Consider the following 19408-nt stretch of genomic DNA (forward strand, 5'->3'; position numbering starts at 1 on the left):
TCCTTGCTGTTCCTCTTTTTCTACTTACTCTCTTTTCTTTTATCCTTTTTAACCTCTTCCATGAGGTATTGCACAAATAACTCATCTCTAACTAGCCATGCTTCCTTTTGTCGCTTCAAAAACTTCTCGCCCTCTTCAAAGCTGGAAAATTGAGTATGCTGCTTTTGTCTATTTTTCTCATACGCCCATGCTTGTTCACTTAGCGGATAAAGGAATAAAAATTCATCTGCTTTACTTTTATATAGTGTTCCAAACGTGGAGTGCTTTAGATTAAAACGGTTTCTTCTAGCATCTTCTCGGAGCGGCTCCATTGGATAGGTCTTCGCTACAAATTGGTTATAGGCTTCCTCTGTAAGAGAACAACCTGCAGCTTTCTCATGTCCTCCCCCTCCAAATGAACCTGCAACTTCGGAAACATCCACATGATCGTGTATCGTTCTAAAACCCATCCTTCTTCCACCAATATTTAAAATAGCTATATAATCGAGATGCGGGTACTCTTTTCCTAATTGATTTCCTAACTCTGAATGATAGGATTCTGCGAAAACAACTCCTGCAAAATAACCACCTGCTTTGATTTGGACAAGTTCCCGTCTTTTTCGTCGAATATAGCGGACAATCTTATCATCCTCCATATCAAGTAGCTTCTTTTCAAAATCATCAAAATCAAAGTTCACGTCTTTACTTAATCTTTCCAGCATGGTTTCTTCAAATTCATCTATGGATACAAGAAAAAATAATGCATTTAAGCGTTTTGCTTTTTGATTATCATTTTTCTCCCATTCCCATGTGTCATACTGTCTAACAAGCTCGACAAACTCAGATATTGCATTCGACGCTTCCAAATAGTTGTTTTTCACAAGATAATCATAGTACAAGGAGGTAGCCGAATGTAATTTACCAGATTCACCTTCTACACGAACATCTGCCCATTCATAATCATTAAATGACAGAGCAGTTTTATGATGGTCGATTAACTGCACCTGTCCTCCCTCTTTATAAAAATTCTCTAACCGTTTCTCATTTTCTTCATTTACCGATAAATCGGTAATCATTAGAAACGTATCTTTTGACTCATTTTCCAGAAACCATTTTACTTCCCTGTTTAATCCCGAGATTGAATTATAGCGAATGGTAACCTGTTTCCCAAAAGCTAAGCGTGCTAAAATCCCACAACCCACGCCGTCTAAGTCATTATGTGATAGCAATTTATACATGTATGTCACCTCTGCTACTAGTATGGTTCGATAAGGCTGAATTTATCAACTAAAGAAGAAGTCATTTCAAACAAAAAAGTACTACGTTTCGTAAAGAAAATTGAAACTTCGTGCAGCTTTCATACGTTATATATACCAAATTATTCCTTTATAGATTACTTTTCTAAAAAAAGGGAATAACTTCAGTAGCAGTAGTAAATACCTATTTCTTATTTTTCGAACATCTACATATATAGCAAGAATAGATCATAACAGACAGGCAGAATTTATATAAAAATCAGGGGGATTCATATGAATAAATTTAGCAGGGGATCCATAACACTCATTTTATTTGCTTTTATTCTTTTACTAATTAATTGGTCGATTATTCAATTCTCTGAGCCTATATCACTTATTGCTTATTTACTCTTATTTGTAAGCGGGATTTTAGGAATAGTGGCATTCCTCCGGAAGGAATCCGGGTTTTTGAAAGGAAGCTGTCTTCTCTGTATAGCAGCTATTTTACTCTTCATCTCTTGGTTTAAACCCCTTGAAATTACAAAAGTGACTACATGGTTACAAAAAATCATCTAACTAATTAAAGAAGCCTAGCTTTCAAAAAAGGAGGGGTAAGATGAGACGCTTTTTCCAAAACGCCATGCGTGTCTCGTTAACATCACTGGCTGCCACCCTTGTTGTCACTGTAATTCTAATGGTGATATTAAACCTGGCAACTACGAACACAGCACTAATACATTCCATTGGTAAAACGTATATTGCACTTTCACTGCCTTTCCTAATTCTCAATCCAATATTTGGCTTTATTTACTCATTTAAAATAAATGACCCATATAAGATTCTTTATATACTACTTCACTTTGCATCTATTTGTACTATCTCTGTTGTTGCATTGCTTGGTTTTATGTTTCGTTATTTTGTATCCTTTGCTCCCTAAAGCATGTGAAATTTTAACTTAAAAGGCATAATCGTTAATGATTATGCTTTTTTTAACGTCTATTCTTTTTTGAAGTTTTGTGTGCTTCTTACGGTATCAATAGGACGGACAGCTCTTTCAATTTCCTCCCGCTTTGGCCAGAAATGGCGGTAACGATAATTTTTCTCCTAATGTCTCATATGGTTCATCCTCCATGAAGCCTGGCCATCTGTAGCAAATTCAAATAAAATTCGTGGAGCTACATGGACATATAAAGAACCAAAATGCTTTTCATATGAAATAGCTAAATAACATCGCTATGGAAAAGTAATTTCCATTCGTTCGCATTTACCTCCTACTTTGAATGTAGGAGGTAACGTTTATATCCCAATATGTGTGATAGGATCTTTTTTTATTAAATTAAAAATCACAGTTAACCAGCTAAATTAGTTTATCTTCTCTATCGATTCAAATAACCTTCTACCTCGGCTCTCGTTGGCAAGGCAGTCATTGCACCTTTTGTAGAAGCAGCAAGTCCACCGGATACCGAGGCGAATTCAGCTATCCTCATTGCTTCTTCCAATGTAAGAGCATGTATATTTGTAACATACTGATCAATAGAATAAAGCACCCCAGAAACAAAGGCATCGCCAGCACCAGTTGTGTCAATTGCCTTCACCTGCATCGCCGGAACATGTCTATTACCTTCCCTTGTCTTCACGTAACACCCTTCCGCTCCCAAGGTGACAAATATAACAGGGATTTCATATTGTTCGAGCATTTCCAGACCCTCTTTAACTGACTTTTTATCTGTAATAAATGCTAACTCCTCTTCAGAAATCTTTAAAATGTCCACTTCTCCAAGCATGGAAATGATCCTATCTTTTGCCTCCTCTTTCGAATCCCACAGCATCAAACGCAGATTAGGGTCATAGGAAATAAGCAATCCGTTCTCTTTTGCCAGTTTAACAGCCGCCCTCGTTGCACCCTGTGCTGGCTCGCTAATTAATGATATTGATCCGAAATGGAGAATACGATGTTGAAGCAAGTGCTCGCTATTTATGTGATTCTCCTCGAGAAAACGGTCCGCACTTGGGTTAATGTAAAAATCAAAGCTCCGCTCCCCGTCCTCTCTGTTGGTTACAAATACAATACCTGTACGATGTTCCTTCGAAAATAATAATTGTTCTGTATTCACATAATAGGACTGCAGTGTTTCTTGTAAAAAACTGCCTAGCACATCATCTCCTACCATGCCAATAAATGATGAATCACCACCAAGCCTTGCCACCCCCACAGCCACATTTGCAGGGGCACCTCCAGGACTTTTATGATAAGTTGTATTCGTAACATCTGTAGGTATAAAATCGATTAACGTCTCACCAAGTGTAATGACACCATGATTCACGATGATTACCTCCCTGTGGTATGATTTATATAGGTCAAATTATGTTCTATTATTCTACAGAACACAAAATATGTCATCAAATAAGGGTGAAAAACATTGCTTACAATAAAAGAAATAGCAGAAATGGCTAACGTATCCAGATCTACTGTTTCCCGTTTTCTAAACGATTCTGGCTATGTCAGTGAAGAGGCCAGAAAACGAATTGATAAAGTAATCAAAGAAACAGGATATATACCTAATGAACATGCCAAATCACTCCGCACCAAAAAAACAAAAGTAATTGGTGTCATATTACCAACCATTCATACAGAAACATCAAGTAAAATTGTAGCTGGAATAGATAACGAGTTGGCAAAACAGGGGTATCAGATTCTTCTAGCTAATACCAATCTGGATAAAGAAAAGGAAATCGAATATCTGGATTTACTTAAAGTCCGTCAAGTAGACGGAATTATTTTAGTAGCGACAAATACGAAAGAAAAATTAGTTAAGAAAATACAGGAAATGAATCTGCCAATTGTAATTATAGGACAGGACATGCCAGAGGTTGCCAGTGTAGTCTATGATGATTTCCATGCCTCGAAAGAGATTACTAACTTCTTAATTGAGAGAGAGCATAAAAAGATAGCATTTATCGGGGTAGATGAGACAGATCGCTCGGTAGGTTATTTTCGTAAAAAGGGATATTATTCGGCGATGAATGAGCGCAAATTGGAAGTAGCCCCACCTTGGGTACAGACAGCTATATTTGACATAGATTCTGGTTATGAAGCAATGAGACAAATTTTAACACAAAGCTATACTCTCCCTACCGCTGTCTTTGCAGTAACAGACCGTTTAGCTATTGGAGCAATGAGCTATTTGAAAGAACAAGGACTTATTGTGCCAAATGACATTGCTGTAGCGAGTATTGGTGCATCAGAAATTTCCAGATATGTTGATCCTTCTCTAACAACAGTAGACTATCACAATGAGGTGGCCGGTAAACAAGCTGCCAAACAAATACTCGCCATTATATCCAAAACACATTACGAAGAGAGAATTTTACTGAACTATAGACTAATTATTCGTAATAGTGTATGATGAAATCGTGGAACCGATTTCATCATACGCACTATGGAATCGATACCACCCTCAACACAGTTATTGTCTATCGCTATTTTATTTACTAATTATATCAATAGTGGAATCGATACCACAAAAATAAAAGGAGTGAGGTTATATGTCTGATAACAAGAAAATCGCAAAGGAGCTTATTGACGCCGTCGGTGGAACAGAGAATATTCATTCTGTCGCCCATTGTGCCACAAGATTACGTTTTATGATCCATGACAAAGAAAAAATCGATCAGGAAAAGGTTGAAAACACGGATAAAGTAAAGGGTGCCTTTTTTAACTCCGGTCAATATCAGGTAATTCTTGGGACCGGCACAGTAAATCGTATTTACGAGGAAGTAGATAAGCTCGGTATCAACAGCACAGATAAATCCGAACAATCAAAAGAAGCTGCAAAAGAAAAGAATGCATTTCAGCGTGCCATTCGAACATTGGGAGATGTATTTGTCCCAATAATTCCCGTACTTGTAGCAACAGGTTTGTTCATGGGGCTTAGAGGTCTGGTCATGCAAGAACAAGTATTGGCATTGTTTGGCATGACACCAGCTGATATCTCTGAGAACTTTCTCTTATTTACTCAAATCCTAACAGATACTGCATTCATATTTTTACCTGCACTTGTTGCTTGGTCAACTTTTAGAGTATTTGGGGGCACGCCAATTATTGGTCTTGTATTAGGATTAATGCTAGTAAGTCCCGCATTGCCCAACGCTTGGGAAGTCGCGACAGAAGCCGAACCGTTATATTTCTTGGGATTCATTCCTGTAGTAGGCTATCAAGGCGCTGTATTACCTGCCTTTTTTGCTGGGATAATTGGCGCAAAACTTGAAAGAGCCATCCGGAAACGGGTTCCGGAATCATTGGATTTAATCATTACCCCATTTTTAACATTATTAGTCATGATTGCAGCAGCTCTCTTCATTATTGGGCCAGTTTTCCATACAGTGGAGGAATATATTCTTCAAGGTACACTCTTTGTGTTAAACCTGCCATTCGGCATTGCAGGATTTTTAATTGGCGCCTTAAATCAAATCATTGTAATTACAGGTGTTCATCATATATTTAACTTGTTGGAAATCCAATTGCTTGAAAAGTTCGGGAACAACCCATATAACGCCATTGTTACTTCAGCAGTAGCCGCACAGGGTGGAGCAGCACTAGCAGTAGGACTAAAAACAAAGTCCAAAAAACTGAAGGCATTGGCCTTACCTTCCTCCTTTTCTGCATTCCTTGGAATTACGGAGCCTGCCATTTTTGGTGTAAACCTACGCTATGTTAAACCTTTCGTAATGGGCTTAATTGGCGGCGGTGTTGGTGGTTTTACTGCTTCCCTACTTGGTATAAAAGGGACCGGTATGGCAATCACCGTCATCCCTGGTAGCTTACTGTATCTTAATGGACAGATTTTACAGTATATCCTGGTTAACCTCATTGCTATAGGTACAGCATTTGTTCTTACATGGTTATTCGGATATTCAGATAAAAAACTTAAAGACGTTGAAACAGCATAAGAAAAGGGCAAGTGACTTGCTGACAAAGCAACACATTTAATAATAAAGACAGACAGGCAGGCAACCCCTTGCCTGTCTTTTAGATAAGGAGTGCCTCATACAGATATGACACAATTACATGCCATAGAGAAGGCTTATCAGCGAATAATAGATAAACAGGAAATGGTTCAATCCGATCCTTACCGTCTCCATTTCCATATTATGCCCCCCGTCGGATTGCTCAACGATCCAAACGGGTTTGTATTCTATCAAGGAAAGTATCATATTTTCTATCAATGGAATCCGTTTGCAACAACACATGGGCAAAAATACTGGGGACATCGTATTTCCAGTGATCTCGTTCATTGGGAAGAAGCTCCTATCGCATTGGCTCCTGATGAATGGTTTGATAAAGATGGCTGTTACTCAGGAAGTGCCATTGTCCATGATGAAAAGCTCTATATTTTTTATACTGGAAATGTTAAGGACAAAGAAGGAAACCGGGAATCATACCAATGCCTTGCCGTTTCCGATGATGGTCTTCATTTTGATAAAAAAGGGCCAGTTATTGAAGTGCCTAAAGGTTACACTGCCCATTTCCGTGATCCTAAAGTCTTTTTTAAAGATGATAAGTGGCTCATGGTCATCGGCGCTCAAAATTTACAAGAACAGGGCGAAGTGGTTCTTTACTCTTCCTCTGATTTAGAAAATTGGTTTTATCGCGGTCCTCTAACAGGTTCGCATAGAAATAAGCTCGGTGAATTTGGATACATGTGGGAGTGTCCTGACCTTTTTCACCTTGAGAATAAGGATATACTAATTGTTTCTCCACAGGGGTTGGAAGCAAAAGGATATAAATTTAATAATATTTATCAATCTGGTTATTTTACCGGACAAGTAGATTATGAGAACCCCTCCTATCAGCATGGGAGCTTTGAAGAATTAGACCGCGGCTTTGATTTTTATGCACCACAAACCACGATGGATGAAACAGGAAGACGTTTATTATTTGCCTGGATGGGTAATGCGGAAATAGGAGAAACACAACAACCTACTGCAAAATACGGTTGGATTCATGCGCTTACTCTCCCCCGTACACTGAAGTGGAAGGAAGGGAAGCTCCTTCAGATGCCCGTAAAAGAACTTGAATTATTGCGAAAAAATCAAGTTGCTTATGACAACATAACGATTATGAATCAACAGAAGCAATTAAATGGGGTTGCTGGTAATGTGTTCGAATTACAAATAACAGTTACTGACTGGAATGCAGAGATATTCTCCTTAACAGTTGGAGAAAGCACGCTGTGTTTCGATAAGACTTCTTCCACTTTCAGTGTAGAACGCAAATGTTTTAATAAACAAGGAACGGAAAGCAGGCATTGTCGCTTAGATAAGTTGGAAAATATTCAGCTTTTTAAAGACACATCCTCACTGGAAGTCTTTATTAACAATGGAGAAGAAGTCTTCACCTCCCGAATTTTCGATGATATAAATGAGCAAGCTGTATCTTTCCAAGCTAACGGGCAAGTGACTTTTGATGTACAGAAGTGGGATTTGAAAAAAATCTTTAATTAATATTCAAGAGGGGACGGATAATGATGTTAGGGAAATTATTTAAGAAAAAAGAGGACAGTAAACATATCTCTCTTTATGCACCTATTAATGGAGAAACGGTTCCATTGGAGGAAGTGCCCGATCCAGTATTTTCCGAGGAAATGATGGGAAACGGTATTGCAATTAAGCCATCTGATGAGCTTGTAACTGCACCAGTTGACGGAAAGGTCATTCAACTATTTTCCACCAAGCATGCGGTGGGAATCCTGGCGGAAAATGGTGCTGAAATTCTTATTCATATCGGTATAGATACAGTAGAACTGCAAGGGGAAGGATTCACCGCTTATGTAGAAGAAGGTGATCATGTGAAAAAGGGTGATAAATTGGTTGCGTTCAATTATACTACGGTAGAAACTAAAGCAAAGAGTACACTAATCCCAATTATTATTACAAATACAGATGAAATGAGCGAAATCTCTCCTATAGATAAAAAATCTGTCCGTGCCGGAGAAGACATCGTTTTAAGCATAGAAAAATAACTGATTTTACTACGAATGTTGAGGTACAAACAGTAACTCGTACAGGTTTACCATCATAGTAGGAAGAAGTTGCGAGTTAATGGCTGAAGCAAAATTTTTGTTGCAGAAGAGATTAATAAGCTGCAGAGCATAACTATCCGCCGGAGAATTGATTAAGTGAGATTATCCGTCCCACCTATTCAGAAACGATCTAGGGTTTACTTATCATACATTATTTCCTAAAACGTCCGGTTACAATCCTACAATGTTAGTTTACATTTTATATATTTTGGAACCAAATAACTACCCCCTGCTTTTCACTGAGCAGGGGGTAGTTATTTTATTTAACATCCAACGTCTTAGGACTTTCTCCTTTTTTATTCATAAGCTGAATTCCTACCGGCTCAATTTCCAACACAACCAAATTCGGGTCCTCAGGGCCTTCAAACCAATTCTTCATGTACTCATTCCATACCCTATTTTTTAATTCTTGAGAATCATTTAGCTTTGCTTTTCCTTGATACTCTACATAAGCATCGCCAAATCCTTCTCCTTCATATCCAAGAATAATATGGGTGTACGGATTCTCTTCCAGTTCTTCTGTTTTATCCGTTTCTTTGCTTGTAGCAGTATAAAGCTTTAAATCTTCATGGAAAAAAGTCATATACCTGGAATGAGGTTTATTGTTTTTCACTGTAGCCATTGTTCCAATATGGCTGTTTTCAAGAATATTTTCTACTTCTGCTCTAATATTATCTTGACTCATAATTTCACTCCTTTTTTCTCTATAGTTATTGTTCCCTTCCTCACAAATATAAAACAAGGTCGATTAATTTTTCCTGAATCTAATTTTCAAATTTCAACATGCTGAGGAGAGTCGTTAGAAATCCCCCTCCTTTAGCATCTCTTCACTGGAATACAGGCCATTCTCGTAAAAGAATAAAGAGTTATTTAGAGGAAAACCTAACAAAGAAGTTATACTTTGTCACAATTTTCATGTTGACGAAAAAATAAGTATGATGGTAATATAAACTGGTAAAACGTTTTATCAAAAGTTTATTAATCATCGAGAGGAGGACTTGAGATGAAAAAAGTGGTTGTACTAGGTAGCTTAAATATGGATTTATCCATAGAGACAAATCGTATGCCGCGTAATGGCGAAACAATAGATGGGAAATCGTTCTTTATGTCTCCCGGAGGTAAAGGCGCTAATCAAGCAGTTGCAGCTCAAAAAAGCGGAGCGACGACATGTATGATTGGCAGTGTGGGGAATGATTTGTTTGGCAGTCAGCTTATCACTTCTTTAAAACAGGAAGGTGTGGATTGCACGCACGTCACTCAGAATGACTCGACTTCCACAGGTATTGCAATGATTATTCGAAATGCGGGTGATAACAGAATTATTCTCGGATCTGGCGCCAATTATACGGTAGATGAAGCCTACACGTCTCAAGCATTACAAAAGGTTGCAAATAAAGACGATATATTTTTAACACAGTTTGAAAGCGATTACGATGTTGTATTACATTCTCTTGCAAAGGCAAAGAGTCAAGGACTTTTTACGGTGTTTAATCCCGCACCTGCAAAGGACATACCAGAAACTGCCTATCCCTCCATTGATCTTTTAATTGTCAATCAATGGGAGAGCGAAATGCTGTCAGGAATTTATCCAAAGACAGACAAGGATTGCGAAGATGCTATCCAACTCTTCATGGACAAAGGTGTTTCTTCTGTTATTATCACCCGGGGAGCTGCAGGCAGTACCTATGGGGACAAAGAGCAAGTAATTTTTGTTCCAAGCTTTAAAACAAACGTTGTAGATACAACAGCCGCTGGCGATACGTATATTGGTGCATTGGTAGCATCATTAGCTACAGAGACAAACATGAAAGATAGTATGACCTATGCAACGAAGGCAGCTTCACTTGCTATTTCCAAGCAAGGGGCACAGGAATCTATACCATACAAAAATGAGATTGACCAGTTCAAGGAGGTTAACTAAATGAATAAAAGACCAATAATAATCGATACAGACCCAGGCATTGATGATGCAGTTGCGATTGCAATTGCATTATACGACGAACAGCTTGACGTTCGTCTAATTACAACCGTTGCAGGAAATGTAAGCTTAGAAAAAGTAACCTACAATGCTATGAGACTAATGAAGTTCTTCGGTAAGGATATCCCTGTAGCTGCAGGAGCTGACCGTCCACTAATTAAAGAAGCCATTGATGCGAGTGATATCCATGGTGAAACAGGCATGGGCGGTTATGATTTTGAAGAACCTGACATGGAGGAACTATTAAAAGAGCATGCAGTTAATGCCATGTATAAAGAAATCATGAATAGTGAGCAACCTATAACTCTAGTGCCAATCGGCCCACTTACGAATATTGCCCTTCTACTACGGATGTATCCAGAGGTTAAGGATAACATTCATGAAATTGTATTGATGGGTGGCTCTACAGCACGTGGAAATGCTGGTGTAATGTCGGAATTTAATATATTTGCTGATCCGGAAGCGGCAAAAATTGTTTTTGATAGTGGAATATCACTTACTATGGTAGGACTTGACATTGGTTTGAAAGCGCTTATCTATCCTGAAGACAGCCAACAATTAAAAGAGCTAAATAGAACAGGTGATATGCTTTATCAACTTTTCCAGCGCTATCGCGGTGGTGGCTTAAAAACAGGTTTGAAAATGTATGACAGCACAGCAATAGGCTATCTTTTAAATCCGGATATGTTTGAAACAGTGGATGCTTTTGTTGATATCGAGCTTGAGGGTTCACTAACTAAGGGATGTACCGTTGTAGATTTAAAAAACTACACTGGCAATAAACCGAACGCTACTGTCGCAGTTGATATTGACCCTGTGCAATATAAAGACTGGTTGATTGAATGCATTAAGAAATGCAATTAAGGAGGGGTGGAGAATGTTAAATGATCTTATTATGTATGCTTCAGCAATATTAGCAGTTGCTGTAGTTGTCTATATGGCATGTCTACACTCGCTTCTATTCCTTGGAATCAGATGATATGATACAAGTGATGTCTTCTCCATATTGTAGAAAGACGGATTTTACGATGGAAAGCAGGAATGATTAAGATGAAAATCACCTTAAAGGATATAGCAAAAAAAGCAAATGTTTCTCCAAGCGCTGTATCATTGGTGCTAAACAATCGGCCATGTAGAATATCAAAGGAAAAGAAGGAAGATATTAAGCGTATTGCAGAAGAATATAATTATTCCGCTAATCAAATTGCCCGAAGCCTTGTAACTCAAAAAAGCAAAACAATTGGCTTGATCATACCTGATATTGAGAATATTTTCTTCTCCTCTCTTGCAAAGCAAATTGAAGAGCAGTGTCGCAAGCGAGGCTATATGCTCATTATTGTAAATTCAGACAATGACTATGCCCATGATCTGGAATTATTTGACTTGCTTCTTTCTCGTTCTGTTGATGGATTGTTTATCATACCAAGCAATGAATCCTACAAAGACCATTCCGAGCTGGTTCGCCGGCTAAGTAAATTAGATAACACGTCGACCCCGTATGTTATGATTGACCGTGTTTATCCTGAGCAAGCCTGTAATAAAGTATGGTTTGATAATGAAGAAGGCGCTTATTTAGCTGTTAAGCATTTATTGGAAAAAGGACATAGAAAAATTGCCTGTATTGCAAATTACGGGAATGATTCCAATGGTAAATCAAGATTAGAAGGTTTCTACCGAGCAATGAAGGAATACAATTACGAGATAGAACAAGACCTGGTAATCGATGGGGATTATCGTATTGATAGTGGTTACCATGCTGGAAAAACGTTAATGAAAAAGAATATGTCTGCTGTTTTTATCACGAATGATATGATGGCACTTGGTTTCCTCAAAGCCGCTTATGAGGAGGGAAAGCAGATCCCTCATGACATTTCAGTCGTCAGTTATGATAATACTATTTATCCATATATTTTTGGAGTTGAACTTACTTCCATAGAGCAAGATGTCGGTTCACTTAGCCACCATGCTGTTGACCTATTATTTTCAAAAATGGAGAAAAAGGATAAAGAGCCCGAGGAAATTTGCCTCATTCCAACACTAATTAAAAGAACCAGTGTGCAAAGCCATTAAGGTTTATCCTCATGACGTTAATTTAAAGACTAATTAAGGGGGAAAGGCTTCTCTCCCTTATAAAGTTTATTTATATGTTAAAATTATTTTATAGTCATCGACTATACTTTAATAAAAAGGATGATATATATGGAAAACGATATAAAGCTCACGTCATTATCCTCTAAAGGTGGCTGCGGATGTAAAATTGGCCCAGCAGACTTATCACAAGTTCTTCGCTCCCTCCCTCCTACAGCAACAAATCCAGACCTCCTCGTCGGTCTCGATACGAGTGATGATGCAGGGGTATACAAAATAAACGATACTACTGCCCTTGTACAAACAGTAGATTTTTTTACTCCGATTGTGGACGACCCATACTACTTTGGTCAAATAGCTGCCGCCAATGCGATTAGCGATGTATACGCAATGGGGGGAACTCCTATCACCGCACTTAATATTGTTGCTTTCCCTATCTCTACGCTTGATAAAAGCATTCTTGCGGATATCCTGCGTGGTGCAGGTGATAAACTCGCAGAGGCCGGGGTATCTTTGGTTGGCGGTCATTCCATTGATGACAAGGAACCGAAGTTTGGACTTGCAGTGACAGGAACGGTTCATCCGGATCGGATTAGGACAAATGCTGGTGCAAAGCCTGGTGATAAATTGATTTTAACTAAACCAATTGGGGTGGGAATTTACTCTACCTCCATAAAAAATAACTTACTCAGCCAGGATGAGGTTCAACGCGTGACAAACGTTATGGCCACATTAAATAAGACTGCAGCTGAAGTAATGGAACACTATGATGTTCACGCCTGTACGGATGTTACCGGGTTCGGTCTCTTGGGTCATGCTTCGGAAATGGCAATGGGAAGTAAAGTCGAACTTCAAATAAGCTATGAACATGTTCCCATGCTTGAGCGCGTGAGAGAACTCGCTGCATCAGGAGCTGTTCCAGGTGGTACCAAAAATAATTTCAATCATGTAAAAGATATAATTACCTTTCCTGAAGACATGGATCAAATCGATCAATGGATCCTGTGTGATGCAGTTACCTCTGGTGGCCTGCTAATTGCAGTTTCTTCTAAGGAAGCAGATCAGCTTTTTACAGAATTACAGGAGAAAGGCGTAGAAGCTCAAATCATCGGAGAAGTAAAAGAAGGAAGCAGTGGACACATTAACGTAAAATAATTTATTTTTATTACAGGAAGTGACCTATACATGTTTAAGGATATTGAATTAAACGAATTGTTGCAGCTTAAAGATACAGGCGAGCATACCCTTATCGATGTTCGTTCACCAAAGGAATTTAATGAAGCGACAATACCGGGTAGTATAAATATCCCCATCTTTACGAATGAGGAACGGGCAGAGGTAGGGACATTATATAAACAAGTTGGCCAGGATGCCGCTAAGAAACGTGGCTTGGAGATTTTTTCCGCAAAATTGCCTGAGTTCATCCATGAGTTTGGTAAAATTCAAACATCAATGACTGTTTTTTGTTGGCGAGGTGGTATGCGGAGTAAAACAGCCGCAACAGTTTTAGATTTGATGGGGATAAAAGCTACCAGATTAAGTGGTGGTATTCGTACCTATAGAAAATGGGTTATCAGTACGCTTGAACAAGGAGACTTTAAGCCAGATTTAATTGTTTTAAATGGGTATACCGGCTCCGGTAAGACCGTGATCCTTCATGAATTGGCAAAAAAAGGATATCCTATTATCAACTTGGAAGGAATGGCGAATCATCGCGGCTCGATTTTTGGACAAATTGGGCTTCATCCAAATAACCAAAAGAAATTTGAAGCCTTGCTTGTACAGAAAATGATCGAGTTTCAGCAGGAGCCTTTTGTTTTTATAGAAGGCGAAAGCAAGCGAATCGGCAAGGTATCTCTACCTGACTTTCTATATTCAAAAAAGGAAAAAAGTATGCAGCTATTTATTCATATACCTATGGAAGAAAGAGTGAAGCATATTCTGGAGGATTATCAGCCTTGGGAGAACCCTGACCGTTTCCGGGAAGCTTTTCAGATCATTAAGAAACGAATCCACACACCCATTGCCAAAGAGATTGAGCAGGCATTAGAGGCAGCAAACTATCATTACGTTGCAGAGCTTCTTTTAAATTATTATTATGATCCTCGTTATGAGCATGCAGCAAACCATTATCCGGAACAAAATGTTGTTGACATTCATGCAGCTGATGTTACCGAAGCAGTGCAGAAAATAGAAGAACTTATCCAACAGCATACTAAACAAAATATTGTGTAAGTAGAGGCTGGGACAAAAAAATTTTATACATTGAAAAATCCAAACCGATTCGTACTACGACTGAATCATGGTTCGGATTTATTTTTGCAACAAATTAGCGGAGGGAAAACGTGCAGACTCCTCGGAAATGAAATACACATTTCCTTCGTGCGATGCATAGCTGTCGCAGCTTTCCTTGTCCTGTGGGAGAGAAAGCCTAGATAAGACCCCGGAGTGCAAAGCACGAGGAGGCTTAGCAGCGCCCACGGAAAGCGAAGCGTTTTTCCGGAGCGGGACTTCCACTCTTTAGAATGTTCGTCTTTAGAACAGCATTATTTAGTTATGTCCCAGCCTCTTTGCTTCTCATTATCATTGTATTAGGAGGAAACCATTATTTTTTGCAATTCCATTGGGGAGATATATTGGTCTTCTCTATATGCGCGCATATTACCACCGGAAATTTCATCAATTAACATGATATTCCCATCTGGATCCTTCCCAAATTCTAACTTAATGTCATAAAGTTCTATTTCTCTTTCTTTCAATGCTTCTTTGACCATTTCAGCTATTTTGACAGTTAAACTTTTTATCACCTGATATTCTTCTTCTGTCAGAATACCAAGCATTTTTAGTGCATCCTCACTAATTGGCGGATCTTTGCGTTCATCATCCTTTAGGGTTACCTCGACAAAGCCATCAAGTGCTTGTCCCTCTGTTGCATATTTACCATATCGGCGTAAAAAACTCCCCACAGCTTTGTAGCGACAAATTACTTCAAGCCCCTCTCCAAAATGAGTTGCCGGAACTACCTTCATGGTAGCCTCCTCTATATTTGAGTCAATAAAATGAGTCGGGATTCCTTTTTTATTTAGTTCCCGAAAGAAAAGAGTGGTAAGCTTTAAGCCTGCTCTACCTGCTCCTTCCATTGTAAGTCCCACAGTATTCGCACCAGGGTCAAAAACGCCATTTTCCCCAGTCACGTCATCCTTAAATTTTAATACTATTTTACCCTCTTCTGTTTGATAAACATCTTTGGTTTTACCACTATAGATGAGTTTCATTGGGCGTTCCTCCTTTCTCGTCTATTATTTTCTTAAGGGAAGACGTATACACATCATAATCCGCTTCCGAAAATAAAACGATCACGACTTGTCCAAAATGATGTTCTTTTAAAAATGCTACAAGCGTGCCCAGCGCTATATCTGCAGCGAGTTCGATAGGGAAACGATAGACACCTGTGGATATAGAAGGAAATGATATGCTTGTAAGTTTGTGCTGCAATGCCAGTTGCATTCCATTTTGGTAACAGGAAGCAAGAAGTTCCGGTTCATTTGCTGTGCCGCCCTGCCACACTGGTCCGACAGTATGAATGACATAGCCCGCTGCGAGATTATAACCCCTCGTTATGACTGCTTCTCCTGTTGGCAGCTCCTTTTTGCTTAATTCTTTTTCTCTTACTCTTTTACAAGCCTGCAGTAATTCATCACCCGCTGCTCTATGGATGGCTCCATCTACTCCTCCCCCACCTAATAGGGTTCCATTTGCAGCATTAACAATTGCATCCGTCCTCTGCATGGTAATATCCCCAACCATTAACTTCAATCCATTTTGTCCAATAGTAACATCCAAGCGTACCCTCTCCTTTCTGTATGATGAACACACTATTTTTACTAGAATTCAAATTCTTTAATAAACTTATTTTTAGTTTATCATAGATTAAGAGAGGTTAATGATTATTATCATAAAGAAATAGCAGATTTAAATAACTACCATCTATTTGCGTCTCAAACCTTTCCTCTAAAACTCTAATGAACAAAAACAGGAATTCAGCCAGAGTATCTCGAAATGGTTTAGTAGAAAGACAGAAAAGGAAGGATGTAATTACAATGCCTGCAAACCGCTTACCATTGCTAATCCTCACAATGAGTATTGTTTATATATTTATTGTTCCAGATGAGCCATTCATTTTTAAGTTATTCTTTAAACTAATACCAATGGCTATGATCCTCATGTATGCTTTTGAACAAAGTGGCCGCAGGAAGACAAAAACACATCTGCTCTTGCTTAGCGGATTGGTCTTTTCTATGCTCGGAGATGGGACCATCCATTGGTTTATTTTAGGTTTGTCAGCTTTTCTGATCGGACACCTTTTTTATATAACTGGCTTTTTAACACGTTGGAGTTTCTCTGTAATACGGATTTTATACGCTATCCCTGTTGGAATATACGCTTTCCTAATTGGCAGAGAGCTATTACAAGCTTTCAACGAAGCTGGAGAACAGTCGCTTGTCATTCCTGTTCTTCTCTATATACTGGTTATTTCTATTATGACATGGTCGGCTATGATGACAGGCAACCCTTGGGCCATATGGGGAAGTATTTTGTTCGTTATTTCTGATAGTATTCTGGCATGGAATATGTTTGTCCACCCTATTCCGAATGCCGGAAAGCTTATCATGCTGACGTACTACGGAGCTCAATTTTTAATCGCCCACAGTCTATTTACGATCGTAAAAAATAGTCATCGGCTTGTTTGGTAAATAAATCCCAGTGAGGAGGGATAAAAATGAATATTTATACAATCGGACATTATTCGCACCCCAAGGAGGACTTTCTCCGTTTGCTTTCTGATGCGGATATAGAAGCTGTAGCCGATGTACGAGCATTCCCTGGCAGTAAGAAATTCCCTCAATACTCTAAGGACAATATGCCTGATTGGCTTCAAGCTGAAGGCATTCATTACGCGCACTTTCCAAAACTGGGAGGAAGGAGGAAATCTTCCTCTGATGTCTCCCCTCTTTTAAACGGGGCATGGAATAACCAATCCTTCCATAATTATGCTGATTATACATTAACAGAAGAATTCCAGGAAGGAATTATGGCGTTGTCCCAACTCGCACAAGAGAAAAAAACGGTTTATTGTTGCTCTGAGCGCCATCCAGCACGGTGTCACCGATTAATTATTAGTAATTGGCTAGCTGTACATAATTGGACAGTACAGCATATTATCCCTGACAACAAAGGGTACGGAAATATTATTGAACATGAGTTAGGAAAATGGGGTGCCATGCCAGTTATAGAAAAGGATGGAACAGTTGTTTACCCAGAATAATATACTTCTCTGTAAGCTTATCTGCTTGTCATAATTCGTGCTGCTTAACATAGAATGTACTAACACACATGAGGGCGGAGGCGTTTCTATGGGAAGCTCAGTAAGAATTTCAGAAGCTGATTTGGAGAGATACTATATATTAAGTAAACAAAAGAAGGAAATTGAACAAGAAATGAAACAACTAAAAAAGGATTTCAATCTCTATCTTGATGATTCTATTGGTAAGAATCAAAAAGGTGAAATAGCGTGTGGCAACTATAAAGTACAACGACAAATTCGCGCAGCTATTGGCTATAATCAAGAATTGACAGTTCAGAAGCTGGAAGAGTTAAACTTAAATGATTTTATTATCGTGGAGAAGCTCCCGGACACCGATAAATTAGAAGCAGCTATCAAAATCGGGCTTGTTGAAGAATCTGCGTTCACCGAGTGTAAAACCAATAAAACTACTACCGCGATTGTAGTAAAAGAAGCAACATAGATGGGGCGCCTGTGAAACTTTCCATCGTAGAGAGTAATCACAGCAGGCAGGAATCATGCCGCTTTAGCCAGATGAAACCACCTACCCGTTACCCATTTTATCCATCATTACCTAAATTCCTAAAAAAGCATTCCCTCACGACGGGGAATGCTTTTTACATGTTGGAATACTATTATAGAGTTATACAATCTGCGGGCCAACTAATACGTTAGGACTTTTCCCCATGATCAATTTACATAAATTAGCGTAACCTATTTGCTTATATGATGCTAAAAGACTGCATAGTTTTTTTGCTGCTTGGTCTTGCTTCAATTTCATAACTTCTTTATGAAAAACCTGTAATACAAAATCATCTTGTACATGTGGACGGAACTGTGTCGGTTCCTCATCCATAAGCAGGCAGCCCATGTACTGATAGTTAAATTGCAGCTGTCTTGTTAAATGAACTACCCCTACAAACGATTCATACGTTTCCGGCTGTGTCTGTTTAAATGTTTCCAGGTCCTTCTTTGCATGCATGAGTTCACTAAAACTTGATGTAACTAACATACTACCCCTCCTACTCTTCGTCCCATGGTTTTTTAACTGATAGAGCTGCAACTAAATCCTTATTTTGCTCTCGTTTTAACTTTCTAATTTTCGCCCGTTCTTCACCTGTTTCATAAAGGAATTTTTCTTCCTCTGTTTCTGGTATAATGCTTGGCACTTCTATTGGTCGCTTATTTTCATCTAAGGCAACAAATGTTAGAAATGCTGTAGCAGCAATTCTTCTTTCTGCAGTAAGCGTATTTTCTGCAGTTACCTTACAAAAGATTTCCATCGAACTTCTTCCTGTATAAGAAACAAATGATTCGATACAAACAGAATCAATTTGTCGGATTGGCTTAATAAAATTTACCGAATCCGTAGATGCAGTGACACATTCCTTTACACGTGCATGTCTTTGAGCTGAAAGAGTTGCACAGGCATCCAGTTTTTTCATTAGAACTCCACCAAATAATGTATGGTAGTTATTTAAATCATTTATGAGAACCTGATCATTTTGAATAATCCTTGTATCCTTCATTTTCTTTGCTTTCATATTTGTCACCTTAACTATAAAGAGTATTTTTATACAATACTTATTGTAGTACAGGGGGGTTCTTATAGTACAATGCCGATAACAGATGCAACATATAACAAATTGTTATGTAAAGGCTTTAGGAGGAGGCTTTAGGAGTAAAATGTAAGAAAACAAGT

General features: G+C 38.7%; 21 protein-coding genes and 1 pseudogene. 14 read left to right on the forward strand and 8 right to left on the reverse strand.

Translation table 11 applies throughout. From position 1 onward, the window contains the following. Window positions 1–20 precede the first annotated feature (20 nt). Complete coding sequence (locus X953_RS17435) at window positions 21–1217, reverse strand: DHH family phosphoesterase (RefSeq protein ID WP_040956685.1); 1197 nt, start codon at window positions 1215–1217, stop codon at window positions 21–23. A gap of 291 nt (window positions 1218–1508) precedes the next feature. On the opposite strand from X953_RS17435, the gene X953_RS17440 reads away from it, so the two are divergent. Beyond that, window positions 1509–1790 carry a hypothetical protein gene (locus tag X953_RS17440; protein WP_040956686.1) on the forward strand — a complete coding sequence of 94 codons (282 nt, stop codon included), beginning with the start codon at window positions 1509–1511 and terminating at the stop codon, window positions 1788–1790. A gap of 40 nt (window positions 1791–1830) precedes the next feature. After that, a complete protein-coding gene (locus tag X953_RS17445; protein ID WP_040956687.1) occupies window positions 1831–2151 on the forward strand; it encodes a hypothetical protein in 321 nt (106 codons plus the stop codon). Between the two features lie 59 nt (window positions 2152–2210). Here X953_RS17445 and X953_RS19640 read toward each other — a convergent pair. Together X953_RS19640 and X953_RS17450 are read right to left on the reverse strand one after the other, a co-directional pair. Continuing rightward, a pseudogene (locus tag X953_RS19640) lies at window positions 2211–2414 on the reverse strand (ring-cleaving dioxygenase); the annotation flags it as partial. Window positions 2415–2590: 176 nt separating this feature from the next. After that, on the reverse strand, window positions 2591–3538 hold the full coding sequence (locus X953_RS17450) for an aminoimidazole riboside kinase (RefSeq protein ID WP_198023295.1): 948 nt from the start codon (window positions 3536–3538) through the stop codon (window positions 2591–2593). Window positions 3539–3634: 96 nt separating this feature from the next. Here X953_RS17450 and X953_RS17455 point away from each other — a divergent pair, with 96 nt between their 5' ends. The 4 genes from X953_RS17455 (at window position 3635) to X953_RS17470 (ending at window position 8236) form a co-directional block, all read left to right on the forward strand. Further along, window positions 3635–4621 carry a LacI family DNA-binding transcriptional regulator gene (locus X953_RS17455; protein WP_040956689.1) on the forward strand — a complete coding sequence of 329 codons (987 nt, stop codon included), beginning with the start codon at window positions 3635–3637 and terminating at the stop codon, window positions 4619–4621. Between the two features lie 139 nt (window positions 4622–4760). Then, the gene (locus X953_RS17460) at window positions 4761–6164 is read left to right on the forward strand and encodes a sucrose-specific PTS transporter subunit IIBC (protein ID WP_040956690.1); all 1404 of its coding nucleotides are present in this window, start codon (window positions 4761–4763) and stop codon (window positions 6162–6164) included. A gap of 105 nt (window positions 6165–6269) precedes the next feature. Next, window positions 6270–7718, forward strand: coding sequence for a sucrose-6-phosphate hydrolase (locus tag X953_RS17465; protein ID WP_040956691.1), 1449 nt, complete (start codon window positions 6270–6272; stop codon window positions 7716–7718). Between the two features lie 23 nt (window positions 7719–7741). Continuing rightward, window positions 7742–8236: a PTS glucose transporter subunit IIA gene (locus X953_RS17470; RefSeq protein WP_040957214.1), complete on the forward strand. Its 495-nt coding sequence runs from the start codon at window positions 7742–7744 to the stop codon at window positions 8234–8236. Window positions 8237–8555: 319 nt separating this feature from the next. Here X953_RS17470 and X953_RS17475 read toward each other — a convergent pair whose 3' ends face one another. Then, window positions 8556–8981 carry a pyridoxamine 5'-phosphate oxidase family protein gene (locus tag X953_RS17475; protein ID WP_040956692.1) on the reverse strand — a complete coding sequence of 142 codons (426 nt, stop codon included), beginning with the start codon at window positions 8979–8981 and terminating at the stop codon, window positions 8556–8558. A 318-nt stretch (window positions 8982–9299) separates the two neighbouring features. Between X953_RS17475 and rbsK the strand changes: the two genes are divergently transcribed. The 5 genes from rbsK (at window position 9300) to mnmH (ending at window position 14597) form a co-directional block, all read left to right on the forward strand. Beyond that, window positions 9300–10217, forward strand: coding sequence for a ribokinase (gene rbsK, locus X953_RS17480; protein ID WP_040956693.1), 918 nt, complete (start codon window positions 9300–9302; stop codon window positions 10215–10217). Further along, window positions 10218–11138 carry a ribonucleoside hydrolase RihC gene (gene rihC, locus X953_RS17485; protein ID WP_040956694.1) on the forward strand — a complete coding sequence of 307 codons (921 nt, stop codon included), beginning with the start codon at window positions 10218–10220 and terminating at the stop codon, window positions 11136–11138. A 186-nt stretch (window positions 11139–11324) separates the two neighbouring features. Further along, window positions 11325–12344, forward strand: a complete 1020-nt coding sequence (locus X953_RS17490; protein WP_040956695.1) for a LacI family DNA-binding transcriptional regulator — start codon at window positions 11325–11327, stop codon at window positions 12342–12344. A gap of 129 nt (window positions 12345–12473) precedes the next feature. Continuing rightward, window positions 12474–13517 carry a selenide, water dikinase SelD gene (gene selD, locus X953_RS17495; protein WP_040956696.1) on the forward strand — a complete coding sequence of 348 codons (1044 nt, stop codon included), beginning with the start codon at window positions 12474–12476 and terminating at the stop codon, window positions 13515–13517. A gap of 30 nt (window positions 13518–13547) precedes the next feature. Continuing rightward, window positions 13548–14597: a tRNA 2-selenouridine(34) synthase MnmH gene (gene mnmH, locus X953_RS17500; RefSeq protein WP_040956697.1), complete on the forward strand. Its 1050-nt coding sequence runs from the start codon at window positions 13548–13550 to the stop codon at window positions 14595–14597. Between the two features lie 356 nt (window positions 14598–14953). Here mnmH and X953_RS17505 read toward each other — a convergent pair whose 3' ends face one another. After that, a complete protein-coding gene (locus tag X953_RS17505) occupies window positions 14954–15637 on the reverse strand; it encodes a phosphoribosylaminoimidazolesuccinocarboxamide synthase (RefSeq protein ID WP_040956698.1) in 684 nt (227 codons plus the stop codon). Continuing rightward, window positions 15621–16205 (reverse strand): O-acetyl-ADP-ribose deacetylase, encoded by a 585-nt coding sequence (locus tag X953_RS17510; protein WP_040956699.1) that lies wholly within the window; start codon window positions 16203–16205, stop codon window positions 15621–15623. The genes X953_RS17505 and X953_RS17510 overlap by 17 nt, the downstream gene beginning before the upstream one ends. Window positions 16206–16462: 257 nt before the next feature. Between X953_RS17510 and X953_RS17515 the strand changes: the two genes are divergently transcribed. The 3 genes from X953_RS17515 (at window position 16463) to X953_RS17525 (ending at window position 18169) form a co-directional block, all read left to right on the forward strand. Beyond that, on the forward strand, window positions 16463–17116 hold the full coding sequence (locus X953_RS17515) for a lysoplasmalogenase (protein ID WP_040956700.1): 654 nt from the start codon (window positions 16463–16465) through the stop codon (window positions 17114–17116). A gap of 26 nt (window positions 17117–17142) precedes the next feature. Further along, entirely contained in the window at window positions 17143–17688 is a 546-nt protein-coding gene (locus tag X953_RS17520) for a DUF488 family protein (protein ID WP_040956701.1), read from the forward strand. A gap of 88 nt (window positions 17689–17776) precedes the next feature. Continuing rightward, window positions 17777–18169, forward strand: a complete 393-nt coding sequence (locus X953_RS17525) for a hypothetical protein (protein WP_040956702.1) — start codon at window positions 17777–17779, stop codon at window positions 18167–18169. A 180-nt stretch (window positions 18170–18349) separates the two neighbouring features. Here X953_RS17525 and X953_RS17530 read toward each other — a convergent pair whose 3' ends face one another. Then, the gene (locus X953_RS17530; RefSeq protein ID WP_040956703.1) at window positions 18350–18718 is read right to left on the reverse strand and encodes a hypothetical protein; all 369 of its coding nucleotides are present in this window, start codon (window positions 18716–18718) and stop codon (window positions 18350–18352) included. 10 nt (window positions 18719–18728) lie between these two features. Then, window positions 18729–19250: an acyl-CoA thioesterase gene (locus X953_RS17535; RefSeq protein ID WP_040956704.1), complete on the reverse strand. Its 522-nt coding sequence runs from the start codon at window positions 19248–19250 to the stop codon at window positions 18729–18731. Between the last annotated feature and the right edge of the window lie 158 nt (window positions 19251–19408).

It is taken from the genome of Virgibacillus sp. SK37, from assembly GCF_000725285.1.
Classification (GTDB): Bacteria; Bacillota; Bacilli; order Bacillales; family Amphibacillaceae; genus Virgibacillus_Q.

Excerpts from the sequence above, each read along its gene's own strand:
- X953_RS17490 (WP_040956695.1), top strand. The coding sequence starts at position 11,325 with ATGAAAATCACCTTAAAGGATATAGCAAAAAAAGCAAATGTTTCTCCA.
- X953_RS17475 (WP_040956692.1), bottom strand. The coding sequence starts at position 8,981 with ATGAGTCAAGATAATATTAGAGCAGAAGTAGAAAATATTCTTGAAAAC.
- X953_RS17520 (WP_040956701.1), top strand. The coding sequence starts at position 17,143 with ATGAATATTTATACAATCGGACATTATTCGCACCCCAAGGAGGACTTT.
- X953_RS17535 (WP_040956704.1), bottom strand. The coding sequence starts at position 19,250 with ATGAAAGCAAAGAAAATGAAGGATACAAGGATTATTCAAAATGATCAG.
- X953_RS17525 (WP_040956702.1), top strand. The coding sequence starts at position 17,777 with ATGGGAAGCTCAGTAAGAATTTCAGAAGCTGATTTGGAGAGATACTAT.
- selD (WP_040956696.1), top strand. The coding sequence starts at position 12,474 with ATGGAAAACGATATAAAGCTCACGTCATTATCCTCTAAAGGTGGCTGC.
- X953_RS17530 (WP_040956703.1), bottom strand. The coding sequence starts at position 18,718 with ATGTTAGTTACATCAAGTTTTAGTGAACTCATGCATGCAAAGAAGGAC.
- rihC (WP_040956694.1), top strand. The coding sequence starts at position 10,218 with ATGAATAAAAGACCAATAATAATCGATACAGACCCAGGCATTGATGAT.
- X953_RS17470 (WP_040957214.1), top strand. The coding sequence starts at position 7,742 with ATGTTAGGGAAATTATTTAAGAAAAAAGAGGACAGTAAACATATCTCT.
- X953_RS17440 (WP_040956686.1), top strand. The coding sequence starts at position 1,509 with ATGAATAAATTTAGCAGGGGATCCATAACACTCATTTTATTTGCTTTT.
- X953_RS17515 (WP_040956700.1), top strand. The coding sequence starts at position 16,463 with ATGCCTGCAAACCGCTTACCATTGCTAATCCTCACAATGAGTATTGTT.
- X953_RS17465 (WP_040956691.1), top strand. The coding sequence starts at position 6,270 with ATGACACAATTACATGCCATAGAGAAGGCTTATCAGCGAATAATAGAT.
- X953_RS17435 (WP_040956685.1), bottom strand. The coding sequence starts at position 1,217 with ATGTATAAATTGCTATCACATAATGACTTAGACGGCGTGGGTTGTGGG.
- X953_RS17505 (WP_040956698.1), bottom strand. The coding sequence starts at position 15,637 with ATGAAACTCATCTATAGTGGTAAAACCAAAGATGTTTATCAAACAGAA.
- mnmH (WP_040956697.1), top strand. The coding sequence starts at position 13,548 with ATGTTTAAGGATATTGAATTAAACGAATTGTTGCAGCTTAAAGATACA.
- X953_RS17460 (WP_040956690.1), top strand. The coding sequence starts at position 4,761 with ATGTCTGATAACAAGAAAATCGCAAAGGAGCTTATTGACGCCGTCGGT.
- rbsK (WP_040956693.1), top strand. The coding sequence starts at position 9,300 with ATGAAAAAAGTGGTTGTACTAGGTAGCTTAAATATGGATTTATCCATA.
- X953_RS17445 (WP_040956687.1), top strand. The coding sequence starts at position 1,831 with ATGAGACGCTTTTTCCAAAACGCCATGCGTGTCTCGTTAACATCACTG.